General features: G+C 71.2%; 26 protein-coding genes. 15 read left to right on the top strand and 11 right to left on the bottom strand.

Features of this window, described 5'->3' with window-relative positions; all coding sequences use genetic code 11:
* Positions 1-82: 82 nt before the first annotated feature.
* Genes CLV30_RS07955 through ssd form a run of 4 tightly spaced genes read right to left on the bottom strand, consistent with a single transcriptional unit; the run spans position 83 to position 3,976 of the window.
* Positions 83-814, bottom strand: a complete 732-nt coding sequence (locus tag CLV30_RS07955; RefSeq protein ID WP_165358459.1) for a type II secretion system F family protein — start codon at positions 812-814, stop codon at positions 83-85.
* A 23-nt stretch (positions 815-837) separates the two neighbouring features.
* The gene (locus CLV30_RS07950; protein ID WP_129710859.1) at positions 838-1,662 is read right to left on the bottom strand and encodes a type II secretion system F family protein; all 825 of its coding nucleotides are present in this window, start codon (positions 1,660-1,662) and stop codon (positions 838-840) included.
* The gene (locus CLV30_RS07945) at positions 1,656-2,849 is read right to left on the bottom strand and encodes a TadA family conjugal transfer-associated ATPase (protein ID WP_106536645.1); all 1,194 of its coding nucleotides are present in this window, start codon (positions 2,847-2,849) and stop codon (positions 1,656-1,658) included. Before CLV30_RS07945 ends, CLV30_RS07950 begins: the two co-directional genes overlap by 7 nt.
* The gene (gene ssd / locus CLV30_RS07940) at positions 2,849-3,976 is read right to left on the bottom strand and encodes a septum site-determining protein Ssd (protein WP_205740501.1); all 1,128 of its coding nucleotides are present in this window, start codon (positions 3,974-3,976) and stop codon (positions 2,849-2,851) included. Before ssd ends, CLV30_RS07945 begins: the two co-directional genes overlap by 1 nt.
* A gap of 473 nt (positions 3,977-4,449) precedes the next feature.
* Here ssd and CLV30_RS07935 point away from each other — a divergent pair, with 473 nt between their 5' ends.
* Entirely contained in the window at positions 4,450-5,265 is an 816-nt protein-coding gene (locus CLV30_RS07935; protein WP_106536749.1) for an HAD family hydrolase, read from the top strand.
* A gap of 66 nt (positions 5,266-5,331) precedes the next feature.
* Here the strand turns inward: CLV30_RS07935 and CLV30_RS07930 are convergent, their stop codons facing one another.
* A complete protein-coding gene (locus tag CLV30_RS07930; protein WP_106536644.1) occupies positions 5,332-5,781 on the bottom strand; it encodes a tetratricopeptide repeat protein in 450 nt (149 codons plus the stop codon).
* Between the two features lie 105 nt (positions 5,782-5,886).
* Here CLV30_RS07930 and CLV30_RS07925 point away from each other — a divergent pair, with 105 nt between their 5' ends.
* From CLV30_RS07925 to CLV30_RS07915, 3 genes are read left to right on the top strand one after another with little or no spacing between them, the layout of a single operon-like run.
* Positions 5,887-6,486, top strand: a complete 600-nt coding sequence (locus tag CLV30_RS07925) for a hypothetical protein (protein WP_129710860.1) — start codon at positions 5,887-5,889, stop codon at positions 6,484-6,486.
* A 19-nt stretch (positions 6,487-6,505) separates the two neighbouring features.
* On the top strand, positions 6,506-7,369 hold the full coding sequence (locus tag CLV30_RS07920; RefSeq protein WP_106536642.1) for a hypothetical protein: 864 nt from the start codon (positions 6,506-6,508) through the stop codon (positions 7,367-7,369).
* Positions 7,369-8,289 carry a hypothetical protein gene (locus tag CLV30_RS07915; protein WP_129710861.1) on the top strand — a complete coding sequence of 307 codons (921 nt, stop codon included), beginning with the start codon at positions 7,369-7,371 and terminating at the stop codon, positions 8,287-8,289. The genes CLV30_RS07920 and CLV30_RS07915 overlap by 1 nt, the downstream gene beginning before the upstream one ends.
* Positions 8,290-8,535: 246 nt before the next feature.
* On the opposite strand, the gene CLV30_RS07910 is transcribed toward CLV30_RS07915, so the two are convergent.
* The 4 genes from CLV30_RS07910 to CLV30_RS07895 all read right to left on the bottom strand — a co-directional run bounded on the left by CLV30_RS07910 (position 8,536) and on the right by CLV30_RS07895 (position 12,047).
* Positions 8,536-9,255 (bottom strand): Fic family protein, encoded by a 720-nt coding sequence (locus CLV30_RS07910; protein ID WP_106536640.1) that lies wholly within the window; start codon positions 9,253-9,255, stop codon positions 8,536-8,538.
* 826 nt (positions 9,256-10,081) lie between these two features.
* Positions 10,082-10,831, bottom strand: coding sequence for an endonuclease/exonuclease/phosphatase family protein (locus CLV30_RS07905; protein ID WP_106536639.1), 750 nt, complete (start codon positions 10,829-10,831; stop codon positions 10,082-10,084).
* A gap of 50 nt (positions 10,832-10,881) precedes the next feature.
* Positions 10,882-11,322, bottom strand: a complete 441-nt coding sequence (locus CLV30_RS07900) for a DUF1707 SHOCT-like domain-containing protein (RefSeq protein WP_106536638.1) — start codon at positions 11,320-11,322, stop codon at positions 10,882-10,884.
* Positions 11,319-12,047: a PadR family transcriptional regulator gene (locus CLV30_RS07895; protein WP_106536637.1), complete on the bottom strand. Its 729-nt coding sequence runs from the start codon at positions 12,045-12,047 to the stop codon at positions 11,319-11,321. The genes CLV30_RS07900 and CLV30_RS07895 overlap by 4 nt, the downstream gene beginning before the upstream one ends.
* Positions 12,048-12,135: 88 nt before the next feature.
* Between CLV30_RS07895 and CLV30_RS07890 the strand changes: the two genes are divergently transcribed.
* From CLV30_RS07890 to CLV30_RS25925, 8 genes are all read left to right on the top strand, one after another.
* A complete protein-coding gene (locus CLV30_RS07890) occupies positions 12,136-12,861 on the top strand; it encodes a class I SAM-dependent methyltransferase (RefSeq protein ID WP_106536636.1) in 726 nt (241 codons plus the stop codon).
* Positions 12,862-12,954: 93 nt separating this feature from the next.
* Positions 12,955-13,440, top strand: a complete 486-nt coding sequence (locus CLV30_RS07885) for a hypothetical protein (protein WP_106536635.1) — start codon at positions 12,955-12,957, stop codon at positions 13,438-13,440.
* A 13-nt stretch (positions 13,441-13,453) separates the two neighbouring features.
* Positions 13,454-14,371, top strand: a complete 918-nt coding sequence (locus CLV30_RS07880; protein WP_106536634.1) for an alpha/beta fold hydrolase — start codon at positions 13,454-13,456, stop codon at positions 14,369-14,371.
* 278 nt (positions 14,372-14,649) lie between these two features.
* Positions 14,650-15,717: a FecCD family ABC transporter permease gene (locus CLV30_RS07875; RefSeq protein WP_420841958.1), complete on the top strand. Its 1,068-nt coding sequence runs from the start codon at positions 14,650-14,652 to the stop codon at positions 15,715-15,717.
* Positions 15,714-16,832: a FecCD family ABC transporter permease gene (locus CLV30_RS07870; RefSeq protein WP_240723173.1), complete on the top strand. Its 1,119-nt coding sequence runs from the start codon at positions 15,714-15,716 to the stop codon at positions 16,830-16,832. Before CLV30_RS07875 ends, CLV30_RS07870 begins: the two co-directional genes overlap by 4 nt.
* Positions 16,825-17,673 carry an ABC transporter ATP-binding protein gene (locus CLV30_RS07865; RefSeq protein ID WP_106536633.1) on the top strand — a complete coding sequence of 283 codons (849 nt, stop codon included), beginning with the start codon at positions 16,825-16,827 and terminating at the stop codon, positions 17,671-17,673. Before CLV30_RS07870 ends, CLV30_RS07865 begins: the two co-directional genes overlap by 8 nt.
* Positions 17,674-17,871: 198 nt before the next feature.
* Positions 17,872-18,225 carry a hypothetical protein gene (locus tag CLV30_RS07860; RefSeq protein WP_205740502.1) on the top strand — a complete coding sequence of 118 codons (354 nt, stop codon included), beginning with the start codon at positions 17,872-17,874 and terminating at the stop codon, positions 18,223-18,225.
* A gap of 2 nt (positions 18,226-18,227) precedes the next feature.
* The gene (locus tag CLV30_RS25925; protein WP_129710862.1) at positions 18,228-19,217 is read left to right on the top strand and encodes a hypothetical protein; all 990 of its coding nucleotides are present in this window, start codon (positions 18,228-18,230) and stop codon (positions 19,215-19,217) included.
* 299 nt (positions 19,218-19,516) lie between these two features.
* Here the strand turns inward: CLV30_RS25925 and CLV30_RS07855 are convergent, their stop codons facing one another.
* A complete protein-coding gene (locus CLV30_RS07855) occupies positions 19,517-20,416 on the bottom strand; it encodes a LysR family transcriptional regulator (RefSeq protein WP_106536746.1) in 900 nt (299 codons plus the stop codon).
* A gap of 82 nt (positions 20,417-20,498) precedes the next feature.
* Between CLV30_RS07855 and CLV30_RS07850 the strand changes: the two genes are divergently transcribed.
* Entirely contained in the window at positions 20,499-21,452 is a 954-nt protein-coding gene (locus CLV30_RS07850) for a threonine ammonia-lyase (RefSeq protein ID WP_106536631.1), read from the top strand.
* 12 nt (positions 21,453-21,464) lie between these two features.
* On the opposite strand, the gene CLV30_RS07845 is transcribed toward CLV30_RS07850, so the two are convergent.
* The gene (locus CLV30_RS07845) at positions 21,465-22,871 is read right to left on the bottom strand and encodes an aminotransferase-like domain-containing protein (RefSeq protein WP_106536745.1); all 1,407 of its coding nucleotides are present in this window, start codon (positions 22,869-22,871) and stop codon (positions 21,465-21,467) included.
* Between the two features lie 138 nt (positions 22,872-23,009).
* On the opposite strand from CLV30_RS07845, the gene CLV30_RS07840 reads away from it, so the two are divergent.
* On the top strand, positions 23,010-23,918 hold the full coding sequence (locus CLV30_RS07840; RefSeq protein WP_205740503.1) for a branched-chain amino acid transaminase: 909 nt from the start codon (positions 23,010-23,012) through the stop codon (positions 23,916-23,918).
* A 38-nt stretch (positions 23,919-23,956) separates the two neighbouring features.
* Positions 23,957-25,159 carry a sensor histidine kinase gene (locus CLV30_RS07835; protein WP_106536629.1) on the top strand — a complete coding sequence of 401 codons (1,203 nt, stop codon included), beginning with the start codon at positions 23,957-23,959 and terminating at the stop codon, positions 25,157-25,159.
* Positions 25,160-25,163 lie beyond the last annotated feature (4 nt).

The following is a 25,163-nucleotide window of genomic DNA, read 5'->3' as shown; positions in this document are numbered from 1 at the left end:
CGACCCTACGGGTGAGGGCCGCACCGACGCGGGCTGGCTCCGGTGCCAGCCCGCTCCACCGCAGACGACCGACGTGGCGCGGTCAGCTGCCGAGAATCCCGGACGTCGCGACCATCGGCACGACACCCACCAGCACGAACGCGGGCAGGAAGCACAGGCCCAGCGGCGCGGCCGCCCGAGCGCCCAACGATCGAGCCTTCGCCTCACCGGCCCATCGCGCAGCCTCGCGTGCCTCGGCCGCGGTCCGGCGCAGCGCAGCGACCGGGGAGGTTCCTCTGCTCATGGTCGACACGAGGGCCCGGGCCATCGGGCGTGCTCCTGACACGGCCAGCAGCGGAGCCATCGCCCGAGCCGGGTCCGCACCGACATCGGACGCTGCCCTCGCGTCGAGCAGGAGGCGTCCGAGCGGGCCTCCCACCGCCGACCCGACGACGTCGAGAGCCGTCGTCGGCGGGCAGCCGGCGGCCAGTGTGGCCGCAAGCAGATCCGCCGCGAGCGGCACCGACGCGGTCACGCGTTCACGCTCGCGCGCCCGCGCTGCCGGTTCGAGGCGACCGAGGACCGTCCACACCGCCAGCCCCGCGCCGGCCCCGAGAAGCACACCCCGGACGCCGCCCACGACCGTCCATCCGGCCAGCGTCGCGCACCCGACGGCGACGGCACGGCCGCGACGTGAGGCCGCCCAGCCTCTGCCGTCACGCGTTCCGGGACGCGAGCGTCGCTGGTGCCGACGGGTCGCTTCGCCGGATCCGAGGATCGCCCGCACCCTTGTCACCCCCGGGGCCGGGCCGGTGAGCAGGACCGCCGCGCTCACGGCACACAACACAGCGGCGACGGTCACGCCGGCCACACCGGTCGAGCGGCACGGGCGGCACGTTCGACCCAGACGACACCGAGCGCGATGAACACGCCCGCGGTGACCAGGCAGGCGAGCCCGTACGGATGCCGGGTCAGGAAATCGACGGTCGCGCCGTCCCCGCCGGAGAACACCACCACCGTGAGCAGCGGAAGCGCTGCCATCAGCCGGGTCGTCGCCCGCACCGACGCGAGCTGAGCCTCCGCTTCGCGCCGGACGGCGTTCAAGCTGCGCAGCGACTCGGAAACGGCCTGCAGCACGGTCGCCGGCCCTGCCCCGCTGCGTTCTGCGACCTCCCATGCCGCGGCGACGGCCGACAGCGCCTCCGCACCGGGCAACCGTGCCGCCGTCCGCAACGCAGGCACCGGGTCGTCGCCGACCGCTGCCCGCCCCGACGCCGCCGCGAACAGTTCCGGCCAGTCCTCGGCGACCGAGGCGAGCGCGGAGCCGGCAGCCATGCCCGCACCGAGCTCGCCGGCGAGTGCCAGGCATGCTTCGTCGACGTCGGTCTCACGCCGGTGCCGTGCACGGGCACGCTGTCGACGCGACCACCACACGGCTGTGCACGGTGCGGCGACAGCGCCCATGACGACTCCGCCAGGGCCGGCCGCCGTGCCGAGTACGAGTGCGCCGGCCACGCTTCCTCCTGCCGCCAGCACCCGCGGCGACGTCCGGGGGCGATCGAGCCGGCGCGCGCCGGCCGGGCTCGCGAGCCCCAGTCGCCGCACGAGCATGCCGCCGGGATCGCGGCGCGACGCCGTCATCGCAGCGCCCGCTGCGATGACGGCTGCCAGTACGGTCAGCACGGCGGGCACCCGCGCTCGGCCAACCGGCGCTTCAGCTCTTCGTGGGCGGCCCCGTGCACGAGCGCGCCCGCGTCGTCGACCCGGAACGCCGGCATCGTCTCAAGCCTGCCCTGCCTGCCCCGGTCGAGCAGATCGATCTCGGTGAGCCGGCGCCGCCCGTCCCGGTCACGGGTCAAGTGGACCACCACGTCCAGAGCCGCCACTGCCTGTGCATGGACGGCGTCGCGGTGCAGACCCGCGGCGATGCCCAACGCCTCGAGCCGCGCCGGCACGTCCGCCGCCGAGTTCGCGTGCAGCGTGCCGCAGCCGCCTTCGTGCCCGGTGTTCAACGCCGCCAGCAGATCGACGATCTCCGCCCCGCGGACCTCACCCACGACGATTCGGTCCGGTCTCATTCGCAACGACTGCCGGACGAGGTCGTCGAGGCCGACGCGGCCGGCCCCCTCGACGTTGGCGGCCCGTGCCTCGAGACGCACGACATGACCGTGAACCGGCCGCAGCTCACCGGCGTCCTCGACGAGGACGACCCGTTCGCCGTCCTCGCACAGGCCGAGCAACGTGCTGAGCACGGTCGTCTTGCCACTCCCCGTGCCACCTGTGACCAGGAACGCCAGCCGCGACCGGACCAGCGCGCGAAGCCACGGCGCCAACGGCTCGGGGACGGTGCCGGCGTCGACCAGGGCCGGCAGGTCGAACGTGCGCCGCGGGATCACCCGCAGCGAGATGACGGTGCCGTCCGCAGCCACCGGCGGCAGAACCGCGTGGAACCGGGCCCCACCGGGCAGCCTGGCGTCGACGTACGGCACGGCGTCGTCGAGGCGCCGACCCGCGGACGTGGCCAGCCGACCGGCCAGCCGCCGGACCTCGGCCTCGTCACGAAACGACACGGAGGTGCGCTCTAGACCGGCACCACGGTCGACGAACACCGCATTCGGCCCGTTGACCAGGACATCGGTCGTGCCGGGCTGACGCAACAGGGTCTCCAGGGGCCCGGCGCCGGTGATCTCCGCGCGCAGCGCCTCGGTGATGTCGAGCACGGCGGCGTCGCCGAGTACCGCACCCTCGGACCGCAGTACCGCAGCCACCCGCGCCGGGCTCGGCGCTTCGACCGCCGCCGCCAGCGCGGCACGCACGCGCTCGAGCAGCCCCGCGTCCACGACGCCCTGATCAGCCACACGCGTGCCCATCACGCCGCACCCGCGTGCGGAGCGGGCAGCAGTTCGTCCAGAAGGCTCGCGCAGGTCGTGGCCAACGGCCCCCGGGGATCGCAGCCGGGTGGCTCGCCACGGTCGAGATACTCGGGGAGCCGTGACTCGTCGGCCATGTGAGCGGCCAGCGGCAGACCGAGTGCGGTGGCGATGTGGTTGCCACCGAGCCCGGCCGGGGACACTCCCCTGGTGACGACACGGACGTCGGCCACGGATGCGGAAAGCCCGGTCGCGACGGTCGTAGCCGCGGCGGTCGCCCGCACCTCGGTCGGCACCACCAGCAGCACCGACGAGCAGTGGGCGAGTGCTTCGTCCACCGCCGCGTCGGCGCGGCGCGGCAGGTCGAGGACGACCAGGTCGCACGCCCGTCGGGCGGCGGCGAGGACCGCCTGTGACGCCACCGGCGAGACGAGAGTCCCGTCGTTCCGGCCGCAGGAGAGCACCGCCAGGCCGTGACCACGGGGAAGCTCGTCACGCAAGGCCCGGGCGCTCAGCCGTCCCCTGCTGTCGGCGAGGTCGTCCCAACGCAGCCCGGGGGAGTTCTCGGCGCCCAGGACGAGATCGAGGCCGCCGCCCAGCGGGTCCAGATCGACCAGGACGACCGACCGGCCGCGACGACCTGCCGTGACGGAAAGCGCAGTGGCCAGCACCGACGCCCCGGCGCCGCCCCGGCCGCCGACGACACCCAGGACGACGGCGTCACTCGTATCGCCCTCGGCCGCGTCCGCGAGCCGACCGGCCAGCCACGGCTCGTCCTCGGGAAAGAACAACACGTGTTCGGCTCCCAGGGCGACGCCGCGTTGCCAGACACCGGGATCGTCACGCTCACGGCCCACGAGAACGACACCGGCGCGGCGGGTCGGGGCGAGCCGCGCCAAGCCGCCCGCCAGGTCGTCGGCCACGATCACCAGCGGCACCCTGGACCAGCGCGCTCGAGCCGCGGACGCGTCACCGGCGACTTCGACCTCGACCCCGGCAGCCGCGGCCAGGCGCAGCAGGTCGTCGAGCATCTCTTCGTCACCGGTGACCACCAGCGGTCGTGACTGCGGAAGGGTCGCACCGTTCGGTTCGGTGCGCGGGACGGGTCCATCGGACAGACGGGACACGGCGGCCTCCGGGTGTTTCGCGATGCGGATGCGCTCCACGATCGGCAACCGGCCGGCTCGCCGCCAGGGGGCATCAGCGATCTGTGGACAACGGTGTGACGGGATCACCCGCTGTGGACAGTCGGCGCTTCCGCAGCCGAGGTCGCATCACCAGGATCGTCCACGCGTCACCAGGCCTGCAGGGGTGGTGACGCAGGGAATTCCATGGTGAACGTGGTCATTTTCGTCGCGCCACGTAGAGCGAGGTGGCCCCCGCCCCGAACATGGACACGGCTCCTGCCGGGTGGGTGGCAGGAGCCGTGTGAGAGACCCGGCCAGGGGGGCGGGCCGGGTCACGGCGGCGGGGGGGGTGCCGCCGTGATGCATCGTGCCCCGATGTCCCGGAGGCCAAACACACTCGATCCAGAAAATTACCGTTGGCGGCCACACCAGGTCACACGGGCATCACACGCCACGGCAGCTATCCTCGGGCCGTGGACAGCGACGACCACCCCCGTACGGCAGCGTTCTTCGACCTCGACAAGACGATCATCGCGAAGTCGAGCACGCTGGCGTTCTCCCGCAGCTTCTACCAGGGCGGCCTGATCAACCGCCGAGCCGTCCTGCGCAGCGCCTACGCGCAGTTCGTCTATCTCGTGGGTGGCGCCGACCACGACCAGATGGAACGGATGCGCGAGTATCTGTCCGGGCTGGTGACCGGGTGGGACGTGCAGACGGTCAAGGACATCGTCGCCGAGACACTGCACACGATCGTCGACCCGATCGTCTACGACGAGGCGGTCACCCTCATCGAGGAGCACCACGTCGCCGGCCGCGACGTCGTCGTCGTGTCCTCCAGCGGCGCCGAGGTGGTCGAGCCGATCGGCGAGATGCTCGGCGCCGACACGATCATCGCGACACGCATGGTCGTCGGGGACGACGGCAGGTTCACCGGCGACATCGACTTCTACGCCTACGGCGAGAACAAGGCCACGGCCATCATCGACCTCGCGGCCGAGCGCGGCTACGACCTGGGCCGCAGCTACGCGTACACCGACTCGGCCACCGACCTGCCAATGCTCGAGGCCGTCGGGCACCCGTACGCCGTCAATCCGGACCGGCTGCTGCGCAAGACGGCCGCCGAGAACGGCTGGCCGGTTCTCGTGTTCTCGAAGCCGGTGGCCCTGCGGCAGCGCGCGTCCTCGCTGCGGGACGCGCCCAGGCCGGCCATCGCGGCGGCGGCCATCAGTGCCGGCGCGGCCGCTGCCGGTCTTGCCTGGTACGCGGTACGCAGGCGAGTCCGCGGCTGACGGCCCGCCGGCACGCCCCGGCGCCGCGCCGCCGGAACCGCCGGCAGCGCCGACACCGCCCGCACCTCAAGCGCCGGCCTCGCGTGCGCGCCGTCGGTAGTACTCCGCCTCGTCGTCGCGTCCCAGCTCGTACAGGACCTCGCCGAGGCGGGCGAGCGCTGCGACGTGTCCGGCCTCGACGGCACGCCGGTACAGCCGCTCCGCCGATTCGAACTCCTCGCGCGCCACATAGGCGTCGGCGAGGAAGACCCAGTTGGACACGTTCCCGCTGACCGCCGGATCTCCCGACGATCGCGCCGACTGGTCCGTACCAGCCTGCCGGTTCGACGACAGCCGCGAACTGCTGACGATCAGGGCGACAGAGATCACGCCACAGGCGGCGAGTATGCCGGCCGAGGCTCCCGTCGAGATCTCGACGCCGATGGTTATAGCCACGATCAGCGCCGCGAGCAGCACGATCACACCGCCCAGCACGACCCACATGGCGTACTTGAGCCGGTTCCCCCGGTTCCACATGGCTTCCGATCATGGCCCTGACTCGCACCCCTCGCAAACGGAACGAATCGCACCCCGTCAGCGGAGCCCTGTCGGTGGCCGGTGTCCGTGCCCGACAATCGGTCCATGACGGGCCGTGACGGCGCGCGCGGGCGGCCGGTGGACCTCGGCACGATGTCGCCGGCGGGGAGCGACGACGGCCGTACGCCCGCCGCCGGTACCTCCCGTCCGGACGACGACGGCGCGCGGCGCCGGTGGCCGCGGTGGCTACCCGTCGCGGTGGCGCTCGCCGCCGGAGCCGTGATCGGCACCGTCGCGGCGGAAGTGCGCGAAGGCCCGGGCGACGATCCCGGCGTCCGCCTCGCCGGCATGCTCCTGGAGCCGCTGGCGCCGTTACCTCGCGGTGAGTTCAACTATCTGACGCTCGGGATCGTGAATGCCAGCACGCAGTCGGTGGACATCGTCGACGCCCAGGTCGACGGCTTCCGGCGCCCGGAGACCACGCCGGCGCCCGCTCCGGTGACCGCCGAGCCGGGCCGCTGGGTGCGGTACCGCACGCCCGCCATCCCCGACTGCGCCGCCCAGCCGTCGGAGGAGATCCGTGTACGGTTGCGCACGGAGTCCGGGACCACGACCGTGACCATGTCGACGCCGTCCGACGCCCGGGCAGTGGTCTCGCTGTGGCGCGGGCTGTGCGGGACGGGCGAGCAGGACGCCCCGTCGTGAGCGCGGCCGTACGTTGGGGGTGAGAACGGTTCAGCTGCGACGGCTCACCTCCGTGCGGGCGGGAGCGATCGCGGGCGCGGTGCTGATCGGCGGCGTCGTCGGGTTCGTCGGCAATGACGCTCGTGAGCAGGCCGTCGCGCGCTCCGAGGTCGAGGTGGTACTCGGCGCGGCCAGGTTTGCCGAAACCTCATCGAACGCATTTGCGCTCAGTGTCCGGAACACCGGTGGGCGCACAGTGGACATCGTCGACGTCACCATGGCCGGGTTCACGCAGGGCACCGGGGACTGGGCCGCGGTCGCGGCCGAACCGGACACCTGGACCGACCTGGTCATGCCGCTCGAGCCGGACTGCACCACTCGCCCGGCCGACGAAGACCGGATCGAGGCAGAACTCGAGGTACGCACGGACGACGGCACCAGCACCACGCTGCGCAGGCGGCTGGGCACCGCGGCCACCGAGTTCACGAAGAGGCTGTGGAAGTTCGGATGCGACTCGGCGTCTGGCATGGGGCTGCAGGTCCGGGGGCCGACCACCTCGAGGATCGAACCGGACCGTGTCGACGCCACCGTCCAGATCACCCCCGACGGTGACCGACGGGCACGGATACTCGACGTCGATTCGACGATTCCCGGCCTGGCGGTCTCGGCGAGCGAACTGCCGCGGGACGCCGGCGCCGACGGGTCCACCACCGTGACCGTCAGCTTGTCGGTGCGCGAGTGTGGTGCCGCGCCGGCGTGGGACGAGGCCGCGATCCGGATGGAGATCGTGCCGACGAATGGCGACCGGGCCCGGTCGGTTCGGCTCCCACTGGGCTCGGGAACCACGCTCACCGAGGTGGTGCGGCTGGTCGAGCGCACGTGCGGCCGGCAGGAGCGGTCCTGATGTCCGGGCACAACGACGAGTTCCGCAGCGATCCGCTCGATCTCGGGACGGTCACCCACAGCGGAGACGATCCGCACACCGCGGCACCGGACGAGCCCGATGCGCCCGTCGCACCCGACAGCGACCCGCACCGACGGCGCCGGCGGGTCGCCATCGGCGCGGCGCTGGCGGCCGGAGTCGTCGCCGGTGTCCTGGTGAACGCGGCGACGAGCGACGATCGCGGCGAACTCTTCGCGCTGGCGTCGTTCTCGTACACCAGCGCACCCCCGGCAGGAGCGGCAAACGTGACCGTCGACGTCTACAACGCCGGACCCGAGCAGGTCGAACTGCTCGATCTTCGAGTGCCCGGCTACGAGCTACTCGGGGGCACAGCTCCGGACGACGCCGTCACCGCGGCGCCGCGGAGCTGGGCGACGGTCGAACTGTCCATGCGGCGGGACTGCGCCGTCGAACCGTCGGGAACGATCGAGGCGCGGGTACGCAGCGGCGGCGACACCTCGACCCGCGAGGTGGCGGTGCAGGGTGCGACCGGCGGCCCCTTGTCAGGAGCCGACGAGTGCGACCGGAGCGCCGTCGAGTTCGGGCAGGCGACGACGACACGTCACGACGACCACCTCCGTACCATGGTGCCGGTCACCAATCCGATCGACGAAGAGGTCCTGGTCGAGGAGGTCTCATCGGCTACGCTCGGCTTCACGGCCGACGCCGCCCCGGTCACCGTCCCGGCCGAGGGGCGCCGACAGCTGGAGATCGTGTGGCGAGTCGGCGACTGCGACGGCACCCGAGAGCTCGCGGCTGCGGAGATCGAGTACGAGTTCGACGACGCCCAGGGCGAACGCTCAACGCTGGTCGTCCATCCGTTCGACGCCGCGCTGCTGGCCGAGCTGGCCCGGCTGGCGGAGCGGGTCTGCGAAACGTAAAGATCTCCTGGTTGCTCTTTCGTCAGCGCAGCTCGGGGGCATAGAAACGAGGTACGGACCGTAAAGGTCCACTGCACGGCAGATGGGAACCCACGCGGCGATCAACCCATGTAAGGGCAGTCGTCCCGGGCTAGCCGAGGCGACGGACACGATGCACGCACTGGTACCCCGTCCAGCTGTGTCAGCGGCGGCGCCCTACCTCACGCAGGGCGCCGCTCGCACGTGGACGCAGCCCGTTCCGGTGCCTCAGGTCCCGGCCCGGCCGTCGCAGATCGCGAGCCCTTCCTCCGCGCCCCTGGCGTAGGCCTCGGCGCAGTGCCTGACCCAGGCGCCCACGCCGTCGGCCGCACCCGAACCGTAGGCGTCCAGCAGCGGAAGGTACGCCCGCGACAGTGCGACGTGCCCCGCCTCCGGCACGCTGACGGCTTTCGTGTCGGCGCCACGTGCCACCAGCACGACGCGTTCGGCCGTCCGGGCGACCACCCCGTCGGCGGTCCCGAACGGACGCAGCGCCAGCAACTCACCGTGCACGATCGCGGCGACCACGACGGCAGGCGCGTCCGTCGACGCGGTGGCCACGGTCATCAGCTGGTCGAGGCGGGCGTTGTCGGCGTCCGGACGCGGGCGGCCCAGTTCGTCGGGGTCGGACACCAGGTCACGGGCGGCCAGCATGTGCAGGCGCGCCAGCGCCTGGCGTGGCGAGCGCTCCCACACCTCCGCCATCGCGGGGACCTCGGCCACGGTCCGCAGGGCACCCTGCAGCGTCGCGTCGGCAGTGTCGTCGCGGTCGCCGCCGGCGAGCCAGGTCGAAGCCCGCGCTCCGCGTAGTGCCGACTCGGCCGCGACCGCTGCCGCGTCCCGGCGCATCGCCGGGTGCCGCAGCAGCGCGTCGACGGCATCACGTGCGTGCGCGGCGGCGACGCCGACCCCGTCCAGTGCGGCGACGCCGGCCAGCGGATCGTTCATGCGCGCGAGCGTAGCCGAGCGGCCCACGCACGATCATGAGCGCCGCCGCGTTGATCTTGGAGAAGTTCGGCCCCAGAGACCGAAATGTCCAAAGTTCAGCCGAAGAACTCCAAGATCAACCCGGAGGCGCTCAATTCTGGCTCTTCGACCCGATCCGTGGGTGATCGCGCCGCCCGCGCCGCCCGCGCCGCCCGCGCCGACGGCGCCGACGGCGCCGACGGCGCCGCCTGGAGCGTTTCCCGGTGATCATGTCCGCTGGCGGTCGTGTCGCCGGTTTGTATGGCCGTTCCCGGTCGCGGCGCGTCCGCGAGCGAACATGATCAATGCAGGAGGGAGGCCGGGGCTGCCTGCGCCCGGCGGCGCACGGTGCGGATCTGGTGTCGCTGTGGCGACACGATGGTCACACCGTGACGTGGCCCTGGGCGCTGTAGCGACACGACGGCCACACCGTGCCGTGGCCCCACGACGGCGCCTGGCCCGCAGGGCCGCGGATCACGGCAGTGTCCTTGCAGCTCACGAACCCGAAAGGCAGTCCCGCGTCCGCTCCGGCGGTTGCTCAGTGCGGTGAACATGCCCCCATCACCCGGGGGATCGTTGATGATCACGGGAGATCGGGGCACCGAAGCGTGTCTGCCGGCGTCTTGGCACCGCCGAGGTGCCCTGGTGCGCCCGGAGTGCCACATTTGTGGAACGCTGCGGCGCGCCAAGCCACCACCAAGGCCATGCCGCCGCTTCGCCCCCGCGCAACGACCGATCGCCCACCCACGGATGAGGACGGAAGGCCTCAATTCTCCCGGGTCTCCCGGATCTCCCCGACACCCGGGCGTCACAGATGCGCGATGACCCGGACCGGCCAGTGGTCCGAGGGCAACCGCCCGCCCGGGCGCTCGTGGACGACCGCGGCGTCGACCAGGGTCCAGTGCGCGCTCAGGTAGACGTGGTCGATCCGGCGCCCGTCGGTGCGGCCGGTGAAACCGTGGCTGGTTCCGCCGGTGACCGGTGCGAGCCGTAGCCCGGCCTCGGTCAGCGGACGCAACGCAGCGGCCCCGGGCGTGGTGTTGAAATCTCCCAGCACGACCGTCGGCACGGAAAGGTCGAGCCAGCCGGCGAGCTGGCGGACGCTGCTGGCGCGGTTCGCGTCGACGCGTTCGTCCAGATGGGTGTTCGCCACCTGGAACTCCGTCGCGGTCGCGGTGTCGCGACAGCGCAGCAGCGTGGCGATACGCGGGAACGACGCTCCCGGCAGGCGGGTGCCGGGCTGGTCGGGCTCGTCGCCGTACCACCGGGTCCGCGACTCGGTGACGGCGACGCGCTCGTGCGCCACCGCGACCGGGCACTGCTCACCCGAGCGGCCGCCGTCGCGTCCTCGGCCGTGCCACCGCAGGCCCGGCAGCCGACGCGCGAGGAACCTGCGCTGAAACTGGTAGACCTCCTGCAGACCCAGCACGTCCGCGTCGAGCGCCGCGACGGCGGCGGCGGTCGCCCCTCGCCGCAGCGGCCAGGAGTCGAACCCGTCGAACGCGCGCCCGTTGCGGATGTTGAAGGTCGCGAACCGCAACGCTGGTGGCGCACTCACGGCCGGATCGTCTCACGGCGCCGTCCTGCACGGCGGCTCGCGCGGCGAGCTCAGCCGTGGAAGTGGGCCGAGGCCGTCCTGTGGTGATGCCGGGCGCGGTGGAACCCGAAACCGCCGCCGCAGACCCACAGCCAGAACAGGATGAACAGCATCCACGGCGCGCTGCTGGCGATCATGAACAGCATGCCGCCGGCGAACATCACCGCCAGCGGGATCAGCAGCATCGCCCGGGCGCGGGGCGCGCGGTCAGGGATGCCGCGCCCGACACGCCGTGCGGGTGTCGCCGACCGGGTGTCGACCGCCCGCTCGTCGGCGGGAAGGTCGGTGAACAGCGGATCGAGATCGGCGTCGAAGCGAGCCGCTGTCACCGCGGACGCCCGCTCGTCGTACTCGTCCTTCGTCAGCCGTCCCGCGGCGTAGTGCTCGCCGAGCGCGGAGACCGCCGCGTCGCGCTCGGCGTCGCCGATCCGCAGCGACCGGGTCTGGGTCATGTCCGGCCTCCGTCCTCGTCGTCCGGGTCGTCCGGCTCGTCGCCCTCGGCCAGGATCCCGTAGAGGCGCCGGCGGGTGTCCGCGAGCACCTCGCGTGCCCTGGCCTGCTGGTCGGCGCTGCCGGTGGCGAGGATCTGCCACAACGCGGCGGCAGCCTGCCCGATCAGCGAGCGCAGGCCGTTGACGTCGTCATCGGTGGGCGACGACATGGCCTCCCACGGCGCCGCGACCTCCTCGGCGTGCGTCGAGACGTACTCCTCGCCTTCGGCGGTCAGGTGATAGATCTTGCGTCCGCCCTGTTCACCGACCCGGACCAGGTCCTCGTCCTCGAGTTGCTGCAGCGTCGGGTAGATGGACCCAGGGCTGGGCTTCCACACGCCCTCGCTGCGCTCGGCGATCTCCTGAATGATCTGGTAACCGTTCATCGGCCGGTCTGCCAGCACGGCCAGGATGGCGGCCCGGACGTCGCCGCGACGTGCCTTCGGGCCACGGCGTCCCCACGGCGGCCCGCCGTGCCCCATCCACGGCGGCGGCCCGCCGAACATCGCCCACGGTGGCCCGAACCCATGCGGACCTCCGTGCGGGCCGCCGTGGGGACCACCGCGCCGTCCGCTCATCGCCGCGAACCAACTCGCGGCGGCATCGGCCGCCGACTCGGACTTGCCGCCCGCGCACCCGTGTCCGCGCATCCACGGCGGCCCAGCCGCATGACTCGCTCCGATCATGATGCCTCCCCAGATCGAACTGTCGCGATACTCAGACGATATATCGGGAACTGTCGGGTGACAACCGTCCCCCGGTAAGCTTCGTCGCGTGGACAGCGATCAGTTCCGCAGAAGAGCGGCATCGTTCGACAGCGTCGCGGAGATCTACCAACGGGCCAGGCCGGACTATCCGGACGCCGCCGTGGCGTGGCTGTCCGGCGAGCCGCCGATGCGGGTGCTCGACCTGGGCGCAGGCACGGGCAAGCTGACCCGCGCGCTCGCCGATGCCGGACACGACGTCGTCGCCGTCGACCCCTCCGAGGCGATGCTGTCGCAACTGAGCGAACTGGTTCCGGCCGCCGACATCCGCCCCGGCACCGCCGAGTCCCTGCCCGTCGCCGACGACTCCGTCGACGTCGTGACCGTCGCCCAGGCGTTCCACTGGTTCGACCACGCCACCGCGCTGCCGGAGATCGCCCGCGTACTGCGACCGGGCGGGCGGCTCGGGCTGGTATGGAACCATCGCGACGGCTCGTTGCCGTGGGTCCGGGAGCTGTGGGAGGCGATCGGCCCGAGCGAGGCCATGGTCGTCGAACCGGCCGCACTCGGCGAGCTGTTCGGCCGGTCCGAGACGGCCGTCTTCGCTCACTCGCAACTGATCGACCTCGACGGCCTCCTGGATTTGGCCGCGTCGCGCTCGCACGTCGTTCTGCTGTCCGACGACGACCGGGCCGACGTGTTCCGGGCGATGCGCGCCTGTTTCGAGCAGCAGGCGGGACCGGACGGGCTCGTGCTGCCCTACCGCACGCACTGTTACCGCGCCGCGGTCTCGTAACGGACGACACAAGCGCTGGACACTGCTACTTGACATTTTGCGTCAAGTAGCAGCTAGGCTGTGCCCTTCGCCCCGTCTCGATGCGGAGATTTCATGGCTGCCACCGCCGATCACGTCGCCCTGGTCGACGACATCGTTCGACTGGTCACCGCTCGACTGCTCGACCCGATCGCCATCCTCATGCAGTCCGACGATGCGACGGATCCACTGCGCACCAAGCTGCGCGGTGACGCCGAGATGTGGGCGGCACAGCTGCTGGGCCCCGACGATCACACCGCCCGAGCCGTCGCCGTTCGCCTTGTCGCCGCCCTCTACCCCGGCGACGCGCCATTCGACCCACGCGACGATTGGTGGCAGACCCCGCTGGGCCGGACGGTCGCCAGGCGGCTCGGCCATCCGTCACGGCAGCACGTCCCGTTCTCGGTGGCCGCCGCGATGCTGGGCATCAGCCGCCAGGGCGTCCACGACCTGATCACCAGGCAGAAGCTGCACCGCCACCCGGATGGTGGCGTCACGACCGAGTCGGTGCAGCACCGCTTGAGCATCCGACCCGCCGCCGACCCCACACACGACTCATGAGAGATGTGACTGAATGCCCACCGAGATCACCGTACGGACCGGTGACGTGCCGATCAGCGTCCACGACCACGGCGGCGACGGGCCGCCGGTCGTACTGCTGCACGGTGCGGGCGGAAACCTGCTGGCCTGGCACGCCGTCGGCCCGCAACTGGCGGACGCGCACCGCACGATCGCACTCGACCTACGCGGACACGGCCGGTCCGGCGACGGCCCCTGGCAGTGGGACGCCGTCCTCGACGACATCGAGGCCGTCGTCGCCCAGTTGGGCCTTGCCGCGCCGGCGGTGGTCGGGCACTCCCTCGGCGGGATGATCGCGGGCATGTGGGCGCGTCGCCATCCGGAATGCCCGGCCGCGGTGAGCTTGGATGGCCACCGCCCTGCACTGACGTCCGCCGAGCACTATGTCGACATCCCTCGCGACCAGCTCGGCCGCGACCTCGAGAGCCTGCGCACTCAGTTCGACGCACAGACCGAAGCGATGGCGCAGCCGATGTCACCGGCCGAGGTCGAAGCGATGCTCGAAGGACAGCGAGCAGCGGCTGCGGCTGCCGGCGCGGACGAGGACGCGTGGCTGGCCATGGTCCGTCGCGGGCTGCGCGCAAAGGACGGCGCGACGTACCTGCGTCCGGGGCGCGACGTGGCCGATGCGCTGCGCGTCGCTCCCGAGTTCCTCGATGCGCTGCCTGTCTTCTCCGAACTCGACAGCCCGCTCTTGGTCGTACTGGCCACCCGCGACCTGCCGACACTTCCGAGTCAGTTCACTGCGCTCTTGACAGCACTCCGGGAAGGGCTACGGCGCGATCTCGCCGCCCTCGCCGACCTGCGTCCACAGTTGCACGTCCGAGAGATCGACGCCAGCCACGGCATGCTCGCCGAGGAGCCCAACTCCGTCGTCACGCTGGTTCGCGATTTCGTCGCTGCGGAACATTAGACCTTCCGGGCGCGGCACATCACGAGGCTTTCGCCCGCGTCACCAGGCTTGCAGGGGTGGTGACGCAGGTAATTCCATGCGGGACGTGATCATTCCCGCGGAAGAGGTCCGGTGGGCGAACCTGGATTTCTCGGTACAGTACAGGTAAGGCTAGCCTCTGCTCAGAGTCGTAGTCGCCGTGCCGGGAGAGGACCGTTCGCCATGAGCCGTCGCGAGACCGCCTGGTTCCCGATCGTCCTCCGCAAGTTCGGCGTCCGTTCGCTGGTCGAACCGGGCCGTTGACCGTGTCCGCACCGACGACGCCGCAGCCGCCCCCGACCGCTGAGGCCACCGCGCAAGGGCTGGCCCGCTCCACCACGGCTCGCGTGCTGTGGCTGGTGGCGGCCGTGGCGGTCCTCGCGATCGTGTGCATGGCGAGCATCGCCGTCGGCGCCAAGTCCATCCCGCTGGACGAGGTCGTGGCCGCGCTGTTCGGCTCCGGCGACGTCAACAACCAGGTGATCGTCGGCGACATGCGCGTCAACCGCACCCTGCTCGGACTGATGTGCGGGGTCGCCCTCGGTCTTGCCGGCGCGATCATGCAGGCCCTGACCCGCAACCCGCTGGCCGACCCGGGCATTCTCGGCGTCAACGCGGGCGCCTCGTTCGGCGTGGTCCTCGGTGTCTCGCTGCTCGGCGCGATGAGCCTGTTCGGCTACATCTGGTTCGCCTTCGCCGGCGCCGCGCTGGCCAGTGTCGTGGTGTACGCGCTGGCGTCGGTCGGCAACGCGGAGGCGACGCCGGTGCGCCTGGCCCTGTCCGGGGTGGCGTTCGCCGCCGTGCTGATGGGATTCACCCAGGCGATGATCCTGATGGACTCCGAAGTGCTGGACGTCTTCCGGTTCTGGCAGGTCGGTTCACTGGCCGGACGCAATGCCGACACGGTCGACTCGGTGCTGCCGTTCATCGCCGTCGGCGTGGTTCTGGCGCTCGGGCTGGCCCGCACGCTGAACACGATGGCGCTCGGCGACGACACCGCGTCGGCCCTGGGAGCGAACGTGCTGGTGGCACGGATCGTGGGGGTCCTCGCCGTAACCCTGCTGTGCGGAGCCGCGACCGCCGCCGTCGGCCCCATCGGGTTCGTCGGCCTGATCGTGCCCCACGTCGTGCGCACGTTCACCGGGCCGGACCAACGGTGGGTGCTGCCGTTCTGCCTGGTGGTGGCGCCGATCCTGATGCTGCTCTCCGACGTGCTCGGGCGGGTGGTGCTGAGCACCGGCGAACTGCAGGTCGGCATCGTCACCACGATCATCGGCGGCCCGGTGTTGATCGCGCTGGTGCGCAGCCGACGGACGGTGGCGCTGTGACCACGACGAACACGCGGGACGACACCGCCACGGACACCGCGCCCAGGGCCGTCACGGTAGAGCGGATCGACCTCTCGCCCACCAGCTACACCGTGCGCGGCCGCGGCGACCGCTGGTCGGTCCGCTTCGACCGCCGGGTCGCCGTGGTGTGTGCCGCGCTCACCACCGCTCTCGCCGTCGTCCTGCTGATCTCACTGGCTGTGGGCGACTACAGCATCGGCCCGGCCGAGGTTCTGCGGACGCTCGTCGGCAGCCCGCCGGATCCGCTCGCCGACTTCATCGTCAACGGCCGCCGGCTGCCGCGTGCGCTGGTCGCGTTCCTCGTCGGCGCGGCCCTGGGCGCGTCGGGCGCGGTGTTCCAGAGTCTCTCGCGCAACCCGCTCGGCAGTCCGGACGTCATCGGGTTCACCTCCGGAGCCTCGGCGGGCGCGGTCTTCGTCATCCTGGTCGCCGGCGGCAGCATGCTGCAGGTCGCCGGCGGCGCGATCGTCGGCGGTCTGCTCACCGCCACGGCGGTCTACCTGCTGGCGTACAAGCGCGGCGTCCAGGGTTTCCGGCTGATCCTGGTCGGTATCGCCGCCGGGGCGATGCTGCAGTCGGCGGTGTCGTACATGCTGATGCGCGCCGACCTGATCGAGGCGACCGGGGCGCAGGTGTGGCTGACCGGCTCGCTGAACACCCGGGCGTGGGAGCACGTCGTGGCGGTCGCCATCGGCATGGCCGTCGTCGCGCCGGTGCTGCTCGGGCTGTCCCGGCCGATGCGCGTGATCGAGATGGGCGACGACGCCGCCACCGGCCTCGGAGTCGACGCCGAACGCACCCGCGTCGGCATGCTGATCGCGGCCACCGTGCTGGCCGCGATGGCGGTCGCGGCCGCCGGGCCGATCTCGTTCATCGCGCTCTCCGCACCGCACCTGGCACGCCGGCTGGCACGCGCGCCCGGCGCGACCGTCGGGTCGGCGGCGCTGATGGGCGCGCTTCTGCTCGGCGTCAGCGACCTGGTCGCGCAATGGATGCTGCCCAGTCCGCTGCCGGTCGGCGTGGTCACGGTGAGCGTCGGCGGTCTGTACCTGATCTGGCTCCTCGCACGCGAAGGACGGCGTCACCATGTCTGAACCCCGCCCCGGCTCCGCAACCGAGTCGCGTCTGCACGGCCGCGACCTCACCCTCGGCTACGACGAACGGGTCATCTCACGCGAGCTGTCGGTCTCGATTCCCGACGGGTCGTTCACCGTCATCGTCGGGCCGAACGCGTGCGGCAAGTCCACCCTGCTGCGGGCGCTGGCCAGGATGCTCAAGCCGACCGCCGGGACGGTTCACCTGGACGGCCAGCTCATCACGCAGTACGCGACCAAGGAGGCGGCGCGACGGCTGGGGCTGCTGCCGCAGTCGTCCATCGCACCGGACGGCATCACCGTCGCCGACCTGGTCTCGCGGGGCCGGTACCCGCACCAGAGGATGTTCCGGCAGTGGTCGTCGGCCGACACGAACGCCGTCGCGGAGGCGATGACCGACACCGGCGTCGCCGACCTCAAACACCGGCGGGTCGACGAGCTCTCCGGCGGGCAGCGGCAGCGGGTGTGGCTGGCGATGGTCCTCGCCCAGCAGACACCGATCATGCTGCTGGACGAGCCGACGACATTTCTCGACATCGCCCACCAGGTCGACGTGCTGGAACTCTGCCACGACCTGCACGGCCGGCACGGCCGCACGCTGGTCGCGGTGCTGCACGACCTCAACCACGCGTGCCGATACGCCACGCACCTGATCGCGATGCGCGACGGGCAGATCGTCGCGGAGGGCAGCCCGGGTGAGATCGTGGACGAGGCGCTGGTGCACGACGTGTTCGGCCTCGCCTGCCGCGTGGTCGACGACCCGGAGACGGGGACGCCACTGGTCGTGCCCGCGGCGCGGCGCCTCGCTCCGGCGACCGAGCCCGAACCGGTGGATGCGTGATACGCGAGAGACGACGGCGACGTGCATCGTTGCGTCACCGAAGCGTCCTCGAGGAAAATGACTGCCGTGCATCGGCCGCATGATCCACGCCATGGAGCGCACTGGAATCTGGACGCCGCTGTCGCGCTCGCCACCGCCGCGCACGCCGGCCAGGTCGACAAAGCCGGCCGACCCTACATTGAGCACCCACTCCGGGTCATGGACCGCGTGTCCGGCGAACACGAGAAAACGGTCGCCGTCCTGCACGACGTTCTCGAAGACACCGATGTCACAGCCGCCGACCTACACATGCACGGTTGTCCCCAGAACGTCATCCGTGCTGTCGAAGCGCTCACGAAGCTTCCCGGCGAGCCGCTAGCCGAATCCATCGCCCGGGCCGCCGCCGATCCGATCGCCCGTATCGTCAAACGGTGCGACGTCGCCGACAACACCGACCCCGGCCTTCTCGAACTGCTCGATCCGGACCACCGGATGCGACTCGAAGCCAAGTACGCCGACACGCTTCGACTCTTGGCCGAATATTCGCCCGGCCACGCCTCCAGTAGGGGTTGATCGTGGCACAATCCGAGCTTGAGAAGCTCGCCGAATCGATCAGGGCAATGTGCCGGCAAATCCTGCGTGATGCGACGCGCCTGCAAGAACGTCACCGGCGCCTCGTGCAGTTCGCTGCCAAAGCATCGCAATTCTCCAGTGCCAGCGACGATCGCGGACTAGTCGACGTGGCCCGTCTCACCCAGGTCGCCGCGGACGACCTCGAAACCGCAATCACCCAGTTGGTGCTGACGGCGGAGCAAGGTCTCGTATACGTCTCGCGTCTGACGGCGCGCGCCGGCAACGCCATCGGCGACGGCTCATCCGAAGTCGGAGAACGGAGTGGGCCACCCCTCGTCGCGAACACGACCGGACCATCGGCAGAGCCCGGCGAATGGCGCGACGAATCGGGTTTGCGACTTTCACCGGACGAGAACGCGCTCGTCGATCAACATGTAGAACGAACTGCGGAGGTGGAGCCCTGGATCACCGATCGCGTGAAACGTCTGCGGGACCGCTTGCCGGACGCAGTATTGGAGGGACTCGAGCATCGGCTCAAGCGTGCAGACTCCCTGAAACGCAAAATCGCCACCGACGCCGATTCGCCGTTTGGCGTGGGCGTTTCACACGAATTAGCCAGCATCTCTGATTCTGTTCGGTACACCCTATGTTTTCCAACGGCCGCCTACGTTGTAGGCGTGCGGCATGCGCTTGACATCATGCCGGAAGTTGGATTCGAACTCATCAAGTTCAAAAACTACTGGGGCGGTTCGGGTTATCAAGGAATCAACAGCGTATGGTGGGACGTGGCAGCGGCGTTGACCTTCGAAGTCCAATTCCATACGCACGAGAGCTTCGAAGCGAAAGTGACGACACACCATGATTACGAGATGTGGAGGCGTCCGGACAGCGACGACGCCGTAAAATCGGCGGCGGAGGCGCACATGTCATATGTTTTCAGGAGCATTCCTTGCCCCCAGGGAGCTGTCGACCTACATGGGAAGGATCGCTGATGTGGAGATACTTCGTCCTGGATTTCACGCCGACGTCGGGAGCTCTCTGGCGGCGTGACTCGGAGGAGACGACGCGGTCTGCCGAGATCCTCGATCTGCCGTCGGGGGAATGGCGTCCCAGCGATGTCTTCTTCAGGATTTTTGCCGGGCACTGGGACCGCGACAACCCCGAAGAGATCAGTGCGAGGCGGGCCGACGAGATCATTCGATCATGGCTCGCCTCAGGTCGCCTGTCCCGAACTCCGCAGGAGTCACCAGGTGTCGATTGATCAACGCGTCCACGACTCCTGCCTACCTGGTCAGGGCCAGGTAGGCACGGTGTTCGCCGCGTCCAGGGCGGCGCCGAACGCCTGCACAGGCAGCGGCGCTGGTGAGCGTCCGTAGGTCGCGATCAGTACCGACCGCTGATCGTCGGGTAGCCGATCGATCCGCACATCAGGATGCCGGCTCGCGACCAGCGCCAGGCCCGGCAGGGTGCTGACGCCGAGCCCGGCGGCGACCAACGCCTGCACGGCGACGTAGTCGTCGGTCTCGAACGCGATGTCCGGCGCGAAACCGGCGCGTTCGCAGGCCCCGACCAGGTGCGTACGGCAGCGCTCACAGCCCGCGATCCAGCGATCGTCAGCGTAGGTGTTCAGCTTGGCGCGGTCGCCAGTCCATTCCCGCCGACTCGGCGAAACGATGTACATCGGCTCGGTGAGCACGGCGGTGAGGGTGACGTTCCGGTCGTCCCCGGCCGACGGCTCGCCATGCTCGAAAACCAGCGCGACGTCGACATCGCCGTTGCGCAGGGCGGCCAGCGCCGCCGGTGGCTCCGCTTCGGTCAGCGCGACGTCGACGCCCGGATGTGCGGCGCCGAACCGCGCGACGGCCGGCGGCACCAGTGTCGACAACGCCGACGGGAACGCGGCCACCCGCACGCGTCCGGTGCGCAGCCCCGCATGCTCGGCGACCTCGCTTTGCGCCGACTCCACCCGGCCGAGGATCTCCTCGGCGCGGGCGGCGAGCATCCGGCCCGCCTCGGTGAGCCGGATGCCGCGGCCGGCCCGTTGCGTCAGCGGCACGCCGACGTCGGCCTCGAGCCTGGCCAGGTGGTGGCTGACCGATGGCTGCGAGTAGTGCAGCGCCTCCGCTGCAGCCGTGACCGACCGCTCGCGCGCCACCGCGACCAGCACCCGCAACCGGACCAGATCGAGCATCGACGCAATCATAAACGGAACTGATACTTTCCTCGAAAATAGAAATTGGACTTATGAATTGCCGGGTGCCAGCGTGGACGATATGCGACGCCCGACCATCTCCGATGTGCTGTACGCACGGCAGTTGCTCTCCCGGCAGCTACCGCCCACCCCGATGTGGACCTACCCGGTCCTCAACGCCCGGACCTCGGCCACCATCCACGTCAAGCACGAGAACACCCAGCCCACCGGCGCGTTCAAGGTCCGCGGCGGGCTCACGCTGCTGGCGGGCATGGATCCGGCCGAACGCGGCCGTGGCGTCGTCGGGTACTCGACCGGAAACCACGCGCAGTCGCTCGCCTACGCCGCGGCTACGTTCGGCGCACCGTGCACCATCGTCATGCCCGAGGGAGCGAACCCGGCGAAGGCGCACGCTGTCCGGGCCTGGGGCGCGGAACTCGTCGAGTACGGCGGCAACTTCGACGAGGCCCGGTCGCACGCCGAGGGCCTCGCTCGAGACACCGGGAAGCGGCTGGTCAGTGCGGCGAACGAGGCCGAGATCATCGCCGGGGTCGCGACCGTGTACCTGGAGCTCGTGGAGCAGGAGCCGGAACTCGACGTCGTGCTGGTGCCGGTGGGCGGCGGCAGCGGGGCCGCGGCAGCGTGCCTGGTGACCGCCGCGCTGGCGCCGGGCTGCGAGATCGTCGGGGTGCAGTCGTCGGCCGCCCCGGCCGCGCACGACTCGTGGCACGCGAGCGAGTGCGTGACCCGGACGAACCACACCGCCGTCGACGGGCTCGCGACCGGCTCCGGGTTCGAACTGACCCAGTCGATCATGCGGGAGCGGCTCACCGACTTCGTGCTCGTCGACGACGACGCCATCGCCGCCGCACAACGGGTGATGATGCACGAGATCCACACCCTCGCCGAGGGCGCCGGAGCGGCCGCGCTGGCGGCGGTGCTCGCCGACCCGTCGCGCTTCGCCGGGCGGCGGGTCGCCGTCGTGTGCAGCGGCGGCAACGCGTCGGAGCGCGAGATCCGCGCGTGCGCCGGGTGACGGTTCGCCGGTTCAGACCGTGAGGTCCATCCCACCCGGCCGCGCCGCCGGGGCCGACTGCCGGCCCGACCAGGCCCGGCTCAGCGCGGCGACCGCCTCGTCCAGCAGCTCGTCGCCGGGCGCGAAGCTCAGCCGGAGCCGGTCGCGCTGACGCCCGTCCGGCGAGAAGACCGACCCGGGCGCGACGGCGACACCGTGCCCGCGCGCCGCCTCGGCGAAAGCGTCGGTGTCGGTGCGCGGAAGCCGCGCCCACAGCGACAGCCCGCCGTCCGGCACGTCCCACGTCCAGGTCGGCAGCCGCTCACCCAGCGCGGCGGTGAACCGGTCCCGCCGCCGTGCGAGCTCCTGGCGCCACTGGTCGACGTCGGCACGCTCCAGCACCGCGGCGGCCATCCGCTGCCCGACGACGCTGGTTGCGAGGTCGGCCTCGTGCTTGAGCTCGACGAGCCGGGCCAGCAACGGTTCGGCCGCGGTGACCCAGCCGATGCGCAACCCGCCCCACAACACCTTGGACAGCGAGTCCACCACGATCGTGCCGTCCGGATGGGCCGTGGTGCACGGCGGCGCCGCGGTGGAGCCGAAGGTGATCTCCGCCAGGGTGCGATCCTCGATGAGGCTGACCTCGTGCTCGCGGGCGGTCACCGCGATCGCCGCCATCCGATCGGGCTCGACCACCCGGCCGGTGGGGTTGTGCACCGGCAGGACGTAGGCGCAGGCCGGGCGGTGCCGCACCACGGCCTCCCGGAACGCCTCCGGCGCCATTCCCCCGCCGTCGTCGGCCACCGTCACCACCTGCGCACCGCGGCGCCGGAACACCGCCAGCGCGCCCGGGTAGGCCGCCTCGTCCACGAGCACGACGTCGCCGGCGCGCACGACGCACCGTGCCGCGAGCGCGATCCCCTGCTGGGCGCCCGCCGTGACCAGCGGATCCGCGTCGGTTCGCCGGCGCAGCTGTGCCAGCAACCGGCTGTCACCCAGCGCGTCGTACCCGTGCCCGCTCGGCGTGCGCAGCAGCTCCGCGACGTCGAGGGCGGGGACCGGCAGGTGCGACGCATCCGGGACGACGGATTTCGACAGGTCGATGAGCCCTGCGTCGCGGCGCATCAACCGCTCGATGCGCCGCACGCCGTCCGCGGCGTCCACCGGCTCGCGCACGTACGTGCCACTGCCGTGCCGCCTCTCGCACCAGCCCTGCGCGCACAACGTCCGGTAAACCCCGGCGACCGTCCCTCGGCTCATGTCCACGGCCTTGGCCAGTTCGCGCTCAGACGGCAGCCGCGCGCCGGCGGAAAGTGCATCGGCGCCGATCAGGTCACGGAGCACCTCCGTGAGCCTGCGCCCCGGCGTCCCTCGACCGCCCCGGCCGCGGACACCGTCGCGCACGAGGAGCACGAAGTGGTCCTGCTCAGACGTGGCCATGCCGGCCATTCTCCACGCTGGTGGCCCATACGGAGAGTACCGATCGGACCACCTGATACTGTTCCATTCATCCATCAAGTGGCTCATCTATTCGGGGAAGATTGAGCCACTCTAACGTGCCAAGTCGAGGAGTGACCTGTGCTATCGGAAGCAGACGTCATCTGGATGGACGGCGCGCTCGTCCCGTGGGCGGACGCCCGTGTTCACGTCCTCACCCACGGCCTGCACTACGGCACGGGCGTCCTGGAAGGGACCCGTGTCTATCCCACGCCGGACGGGCCGAGCGTGTTCCGCCTGGACGACCACCTCGACCGGCTCGTCACCAGCGCACGCATCGTCGGATTCACCGTCCCGTACTCGGCCGCACAGCTGCGCGCCGCGACGCTGGAACTCGTGGCGGCGAACGGGCACGACGCCTGCTACGTCCGGCATCTGGTGTACCTCGGCTACGGATCCATGGGCATCGACACCCGGTCGTGCCCCGTCAACGTCTCGATCGCGAGCTGGGAAGGGGCTCCGCACGTCGGCGGCCGGGACGAAGGCGCGCGGCTCATGGTCAGTTCGTGGCGGCGCAACGACCCGAACGTCGTACCACCGGCCGCAAAGGCCACCGGGCCATATCTGAACTCGGTGCTGGCGCGAGCCGAGGCGAACGCCGCCGGCTACGACGAGGCCGTCCTGCTCTCGAGCACGGGGCAGGTCAGCGAGTGCAGCACCGAGAACGTCGTGGTGGTCCGCGGCGGTGCGCTGACCACCCCGTCGCCGTCGGCGGGCGTGCTCGAGGGGATCACCCTGGACACCGTGCGCCGGCTCGCCGCCGACCTCGGCCTGCCCTTCCGGCACGGAGACGTCGTCCGCTCCGACCTCTACGCCGCGGACGAGGTCTTCCTGTGCGGCACGGCCGCCGAGATCATGCCGGTCCGCTCGGTCGACGACCGCGAGATCGGCGCGCCGGGACCGATCACCCGCAAGCTGCGCGACGCGCTCGCCGAGGCCGTCCACGGCCGGGACACCCGGCACCGCGACTGGCTGACGGCCGTCGCCTGAGCGACACCCCGGTCGGGGTCCGCAGTAGGGTCCGCGGCATGGACTCGACGGTCGTCGTGTCCGTGGTCGTGGCGGCGCTCGTCGCGACCGCGGGCGTGCTGCTGGTGCGCTTGGTGCGGTCGCGGGTGGTCCTGGGCACGTCCGAGAACCAGACCACCTACCGCGTCCTGCACACCACCAGCCTGGCGTCGCCGGAGCTGCGGGCCGGGCTCGCCGCCGGAGCCGATCGCGCCGCGAAACACCTCCGCGAGCTGCTGGCCACGCCGGCGCTCGCGCTGACCGACGGGGACGAGGTCACCGCGTGGGACGGCGCCGGGAGCGGTGCGCACGCGGAGCACGTCGGCGAGCACGCCGCACAGGCGCTGGCGGCAGGCTCGACCGAGGTGCTCGATCCGGAGACGGTGGCCTGCGAGCATCTGGACTGTCCGGTCCGGCACGCCGTCGTCGCGGCGCTGAGCACCGAGGGAAAGGTCGTCGGCGCGCTGCTGGCCTACACGTCGGCCCGCCCGTCCGCGGGGCTGGTCCGCGCGGTCGAGGAGGTCGCCCGGTTCGTCTCCGGTCAGCTGGAGCTCGCCGAGTTCGACCGGGAGCGGGCCAAGCTCGCCGAGGCCGAGATCCGGGCGCTGCGCGCGCAGATCTCTCCCCACTTCATCTACAACGCGCTCGGCGCCATCGCCTCGTACGTGCGCACCGAGCCCGAGCACGCACGCGAGCTGCTGCTCGACTTCGCCGACTTCACCCGTTACTCGTTCCGCCGGCACGGCGACTTCACCACGCTGGCCGACGAGCTGCGCTCGGTCGAGCGGTACCTCACGCTCGAGAAGGCCCGCTTCGGCGACCGGCTGTCGGTGACGCTACGGGTGGCGCCGGAGGTGCTGCCGGTGGCGGTGCCGTTCCTGTGCCTGCAGCCGCTGGTGGAGAACGCGGTGCGGCACGGCCTCGAGGGCCGTTCCGATCCCGGGCACATCACGATCGTCGCGGAGGATGCCGGACACGACGCGCTGATCAGCATCGACGACGACGGTGTCGGCATGGACCCCGCTGTCGTCGAGGCGATCCTGTCCGGCGAGTCGAGCGGTGACCGGGTCGGCATCGGCAACGTCGACGAGCGGCTGCGCGCGGTGTACGGCGACGAGTACGGCCTGACCGTGGAGACCGCCGTGGGCGCCGGAACGAAGGTCGCCATGCGGGTGCCGAAGTACCGGGCCGGCGTGCACGTCACCGGCCCCGCCGCGACATGAAAAC

This window comes from Haloactinopolyspora alba, assembly GCF_003014555.1.
Lineage (GTDB): Bacteria > Actinomycetota > Actinomycetes > Jiangellales > Jiangellaceae > Haloactinopolyspora > Haloactinopolyspora alba.
The sequence above is the reverse complement of the archived record's forward strand: the minus strand, read 5'-3'. Positions and strand labels throughout refer to the sequence as shown.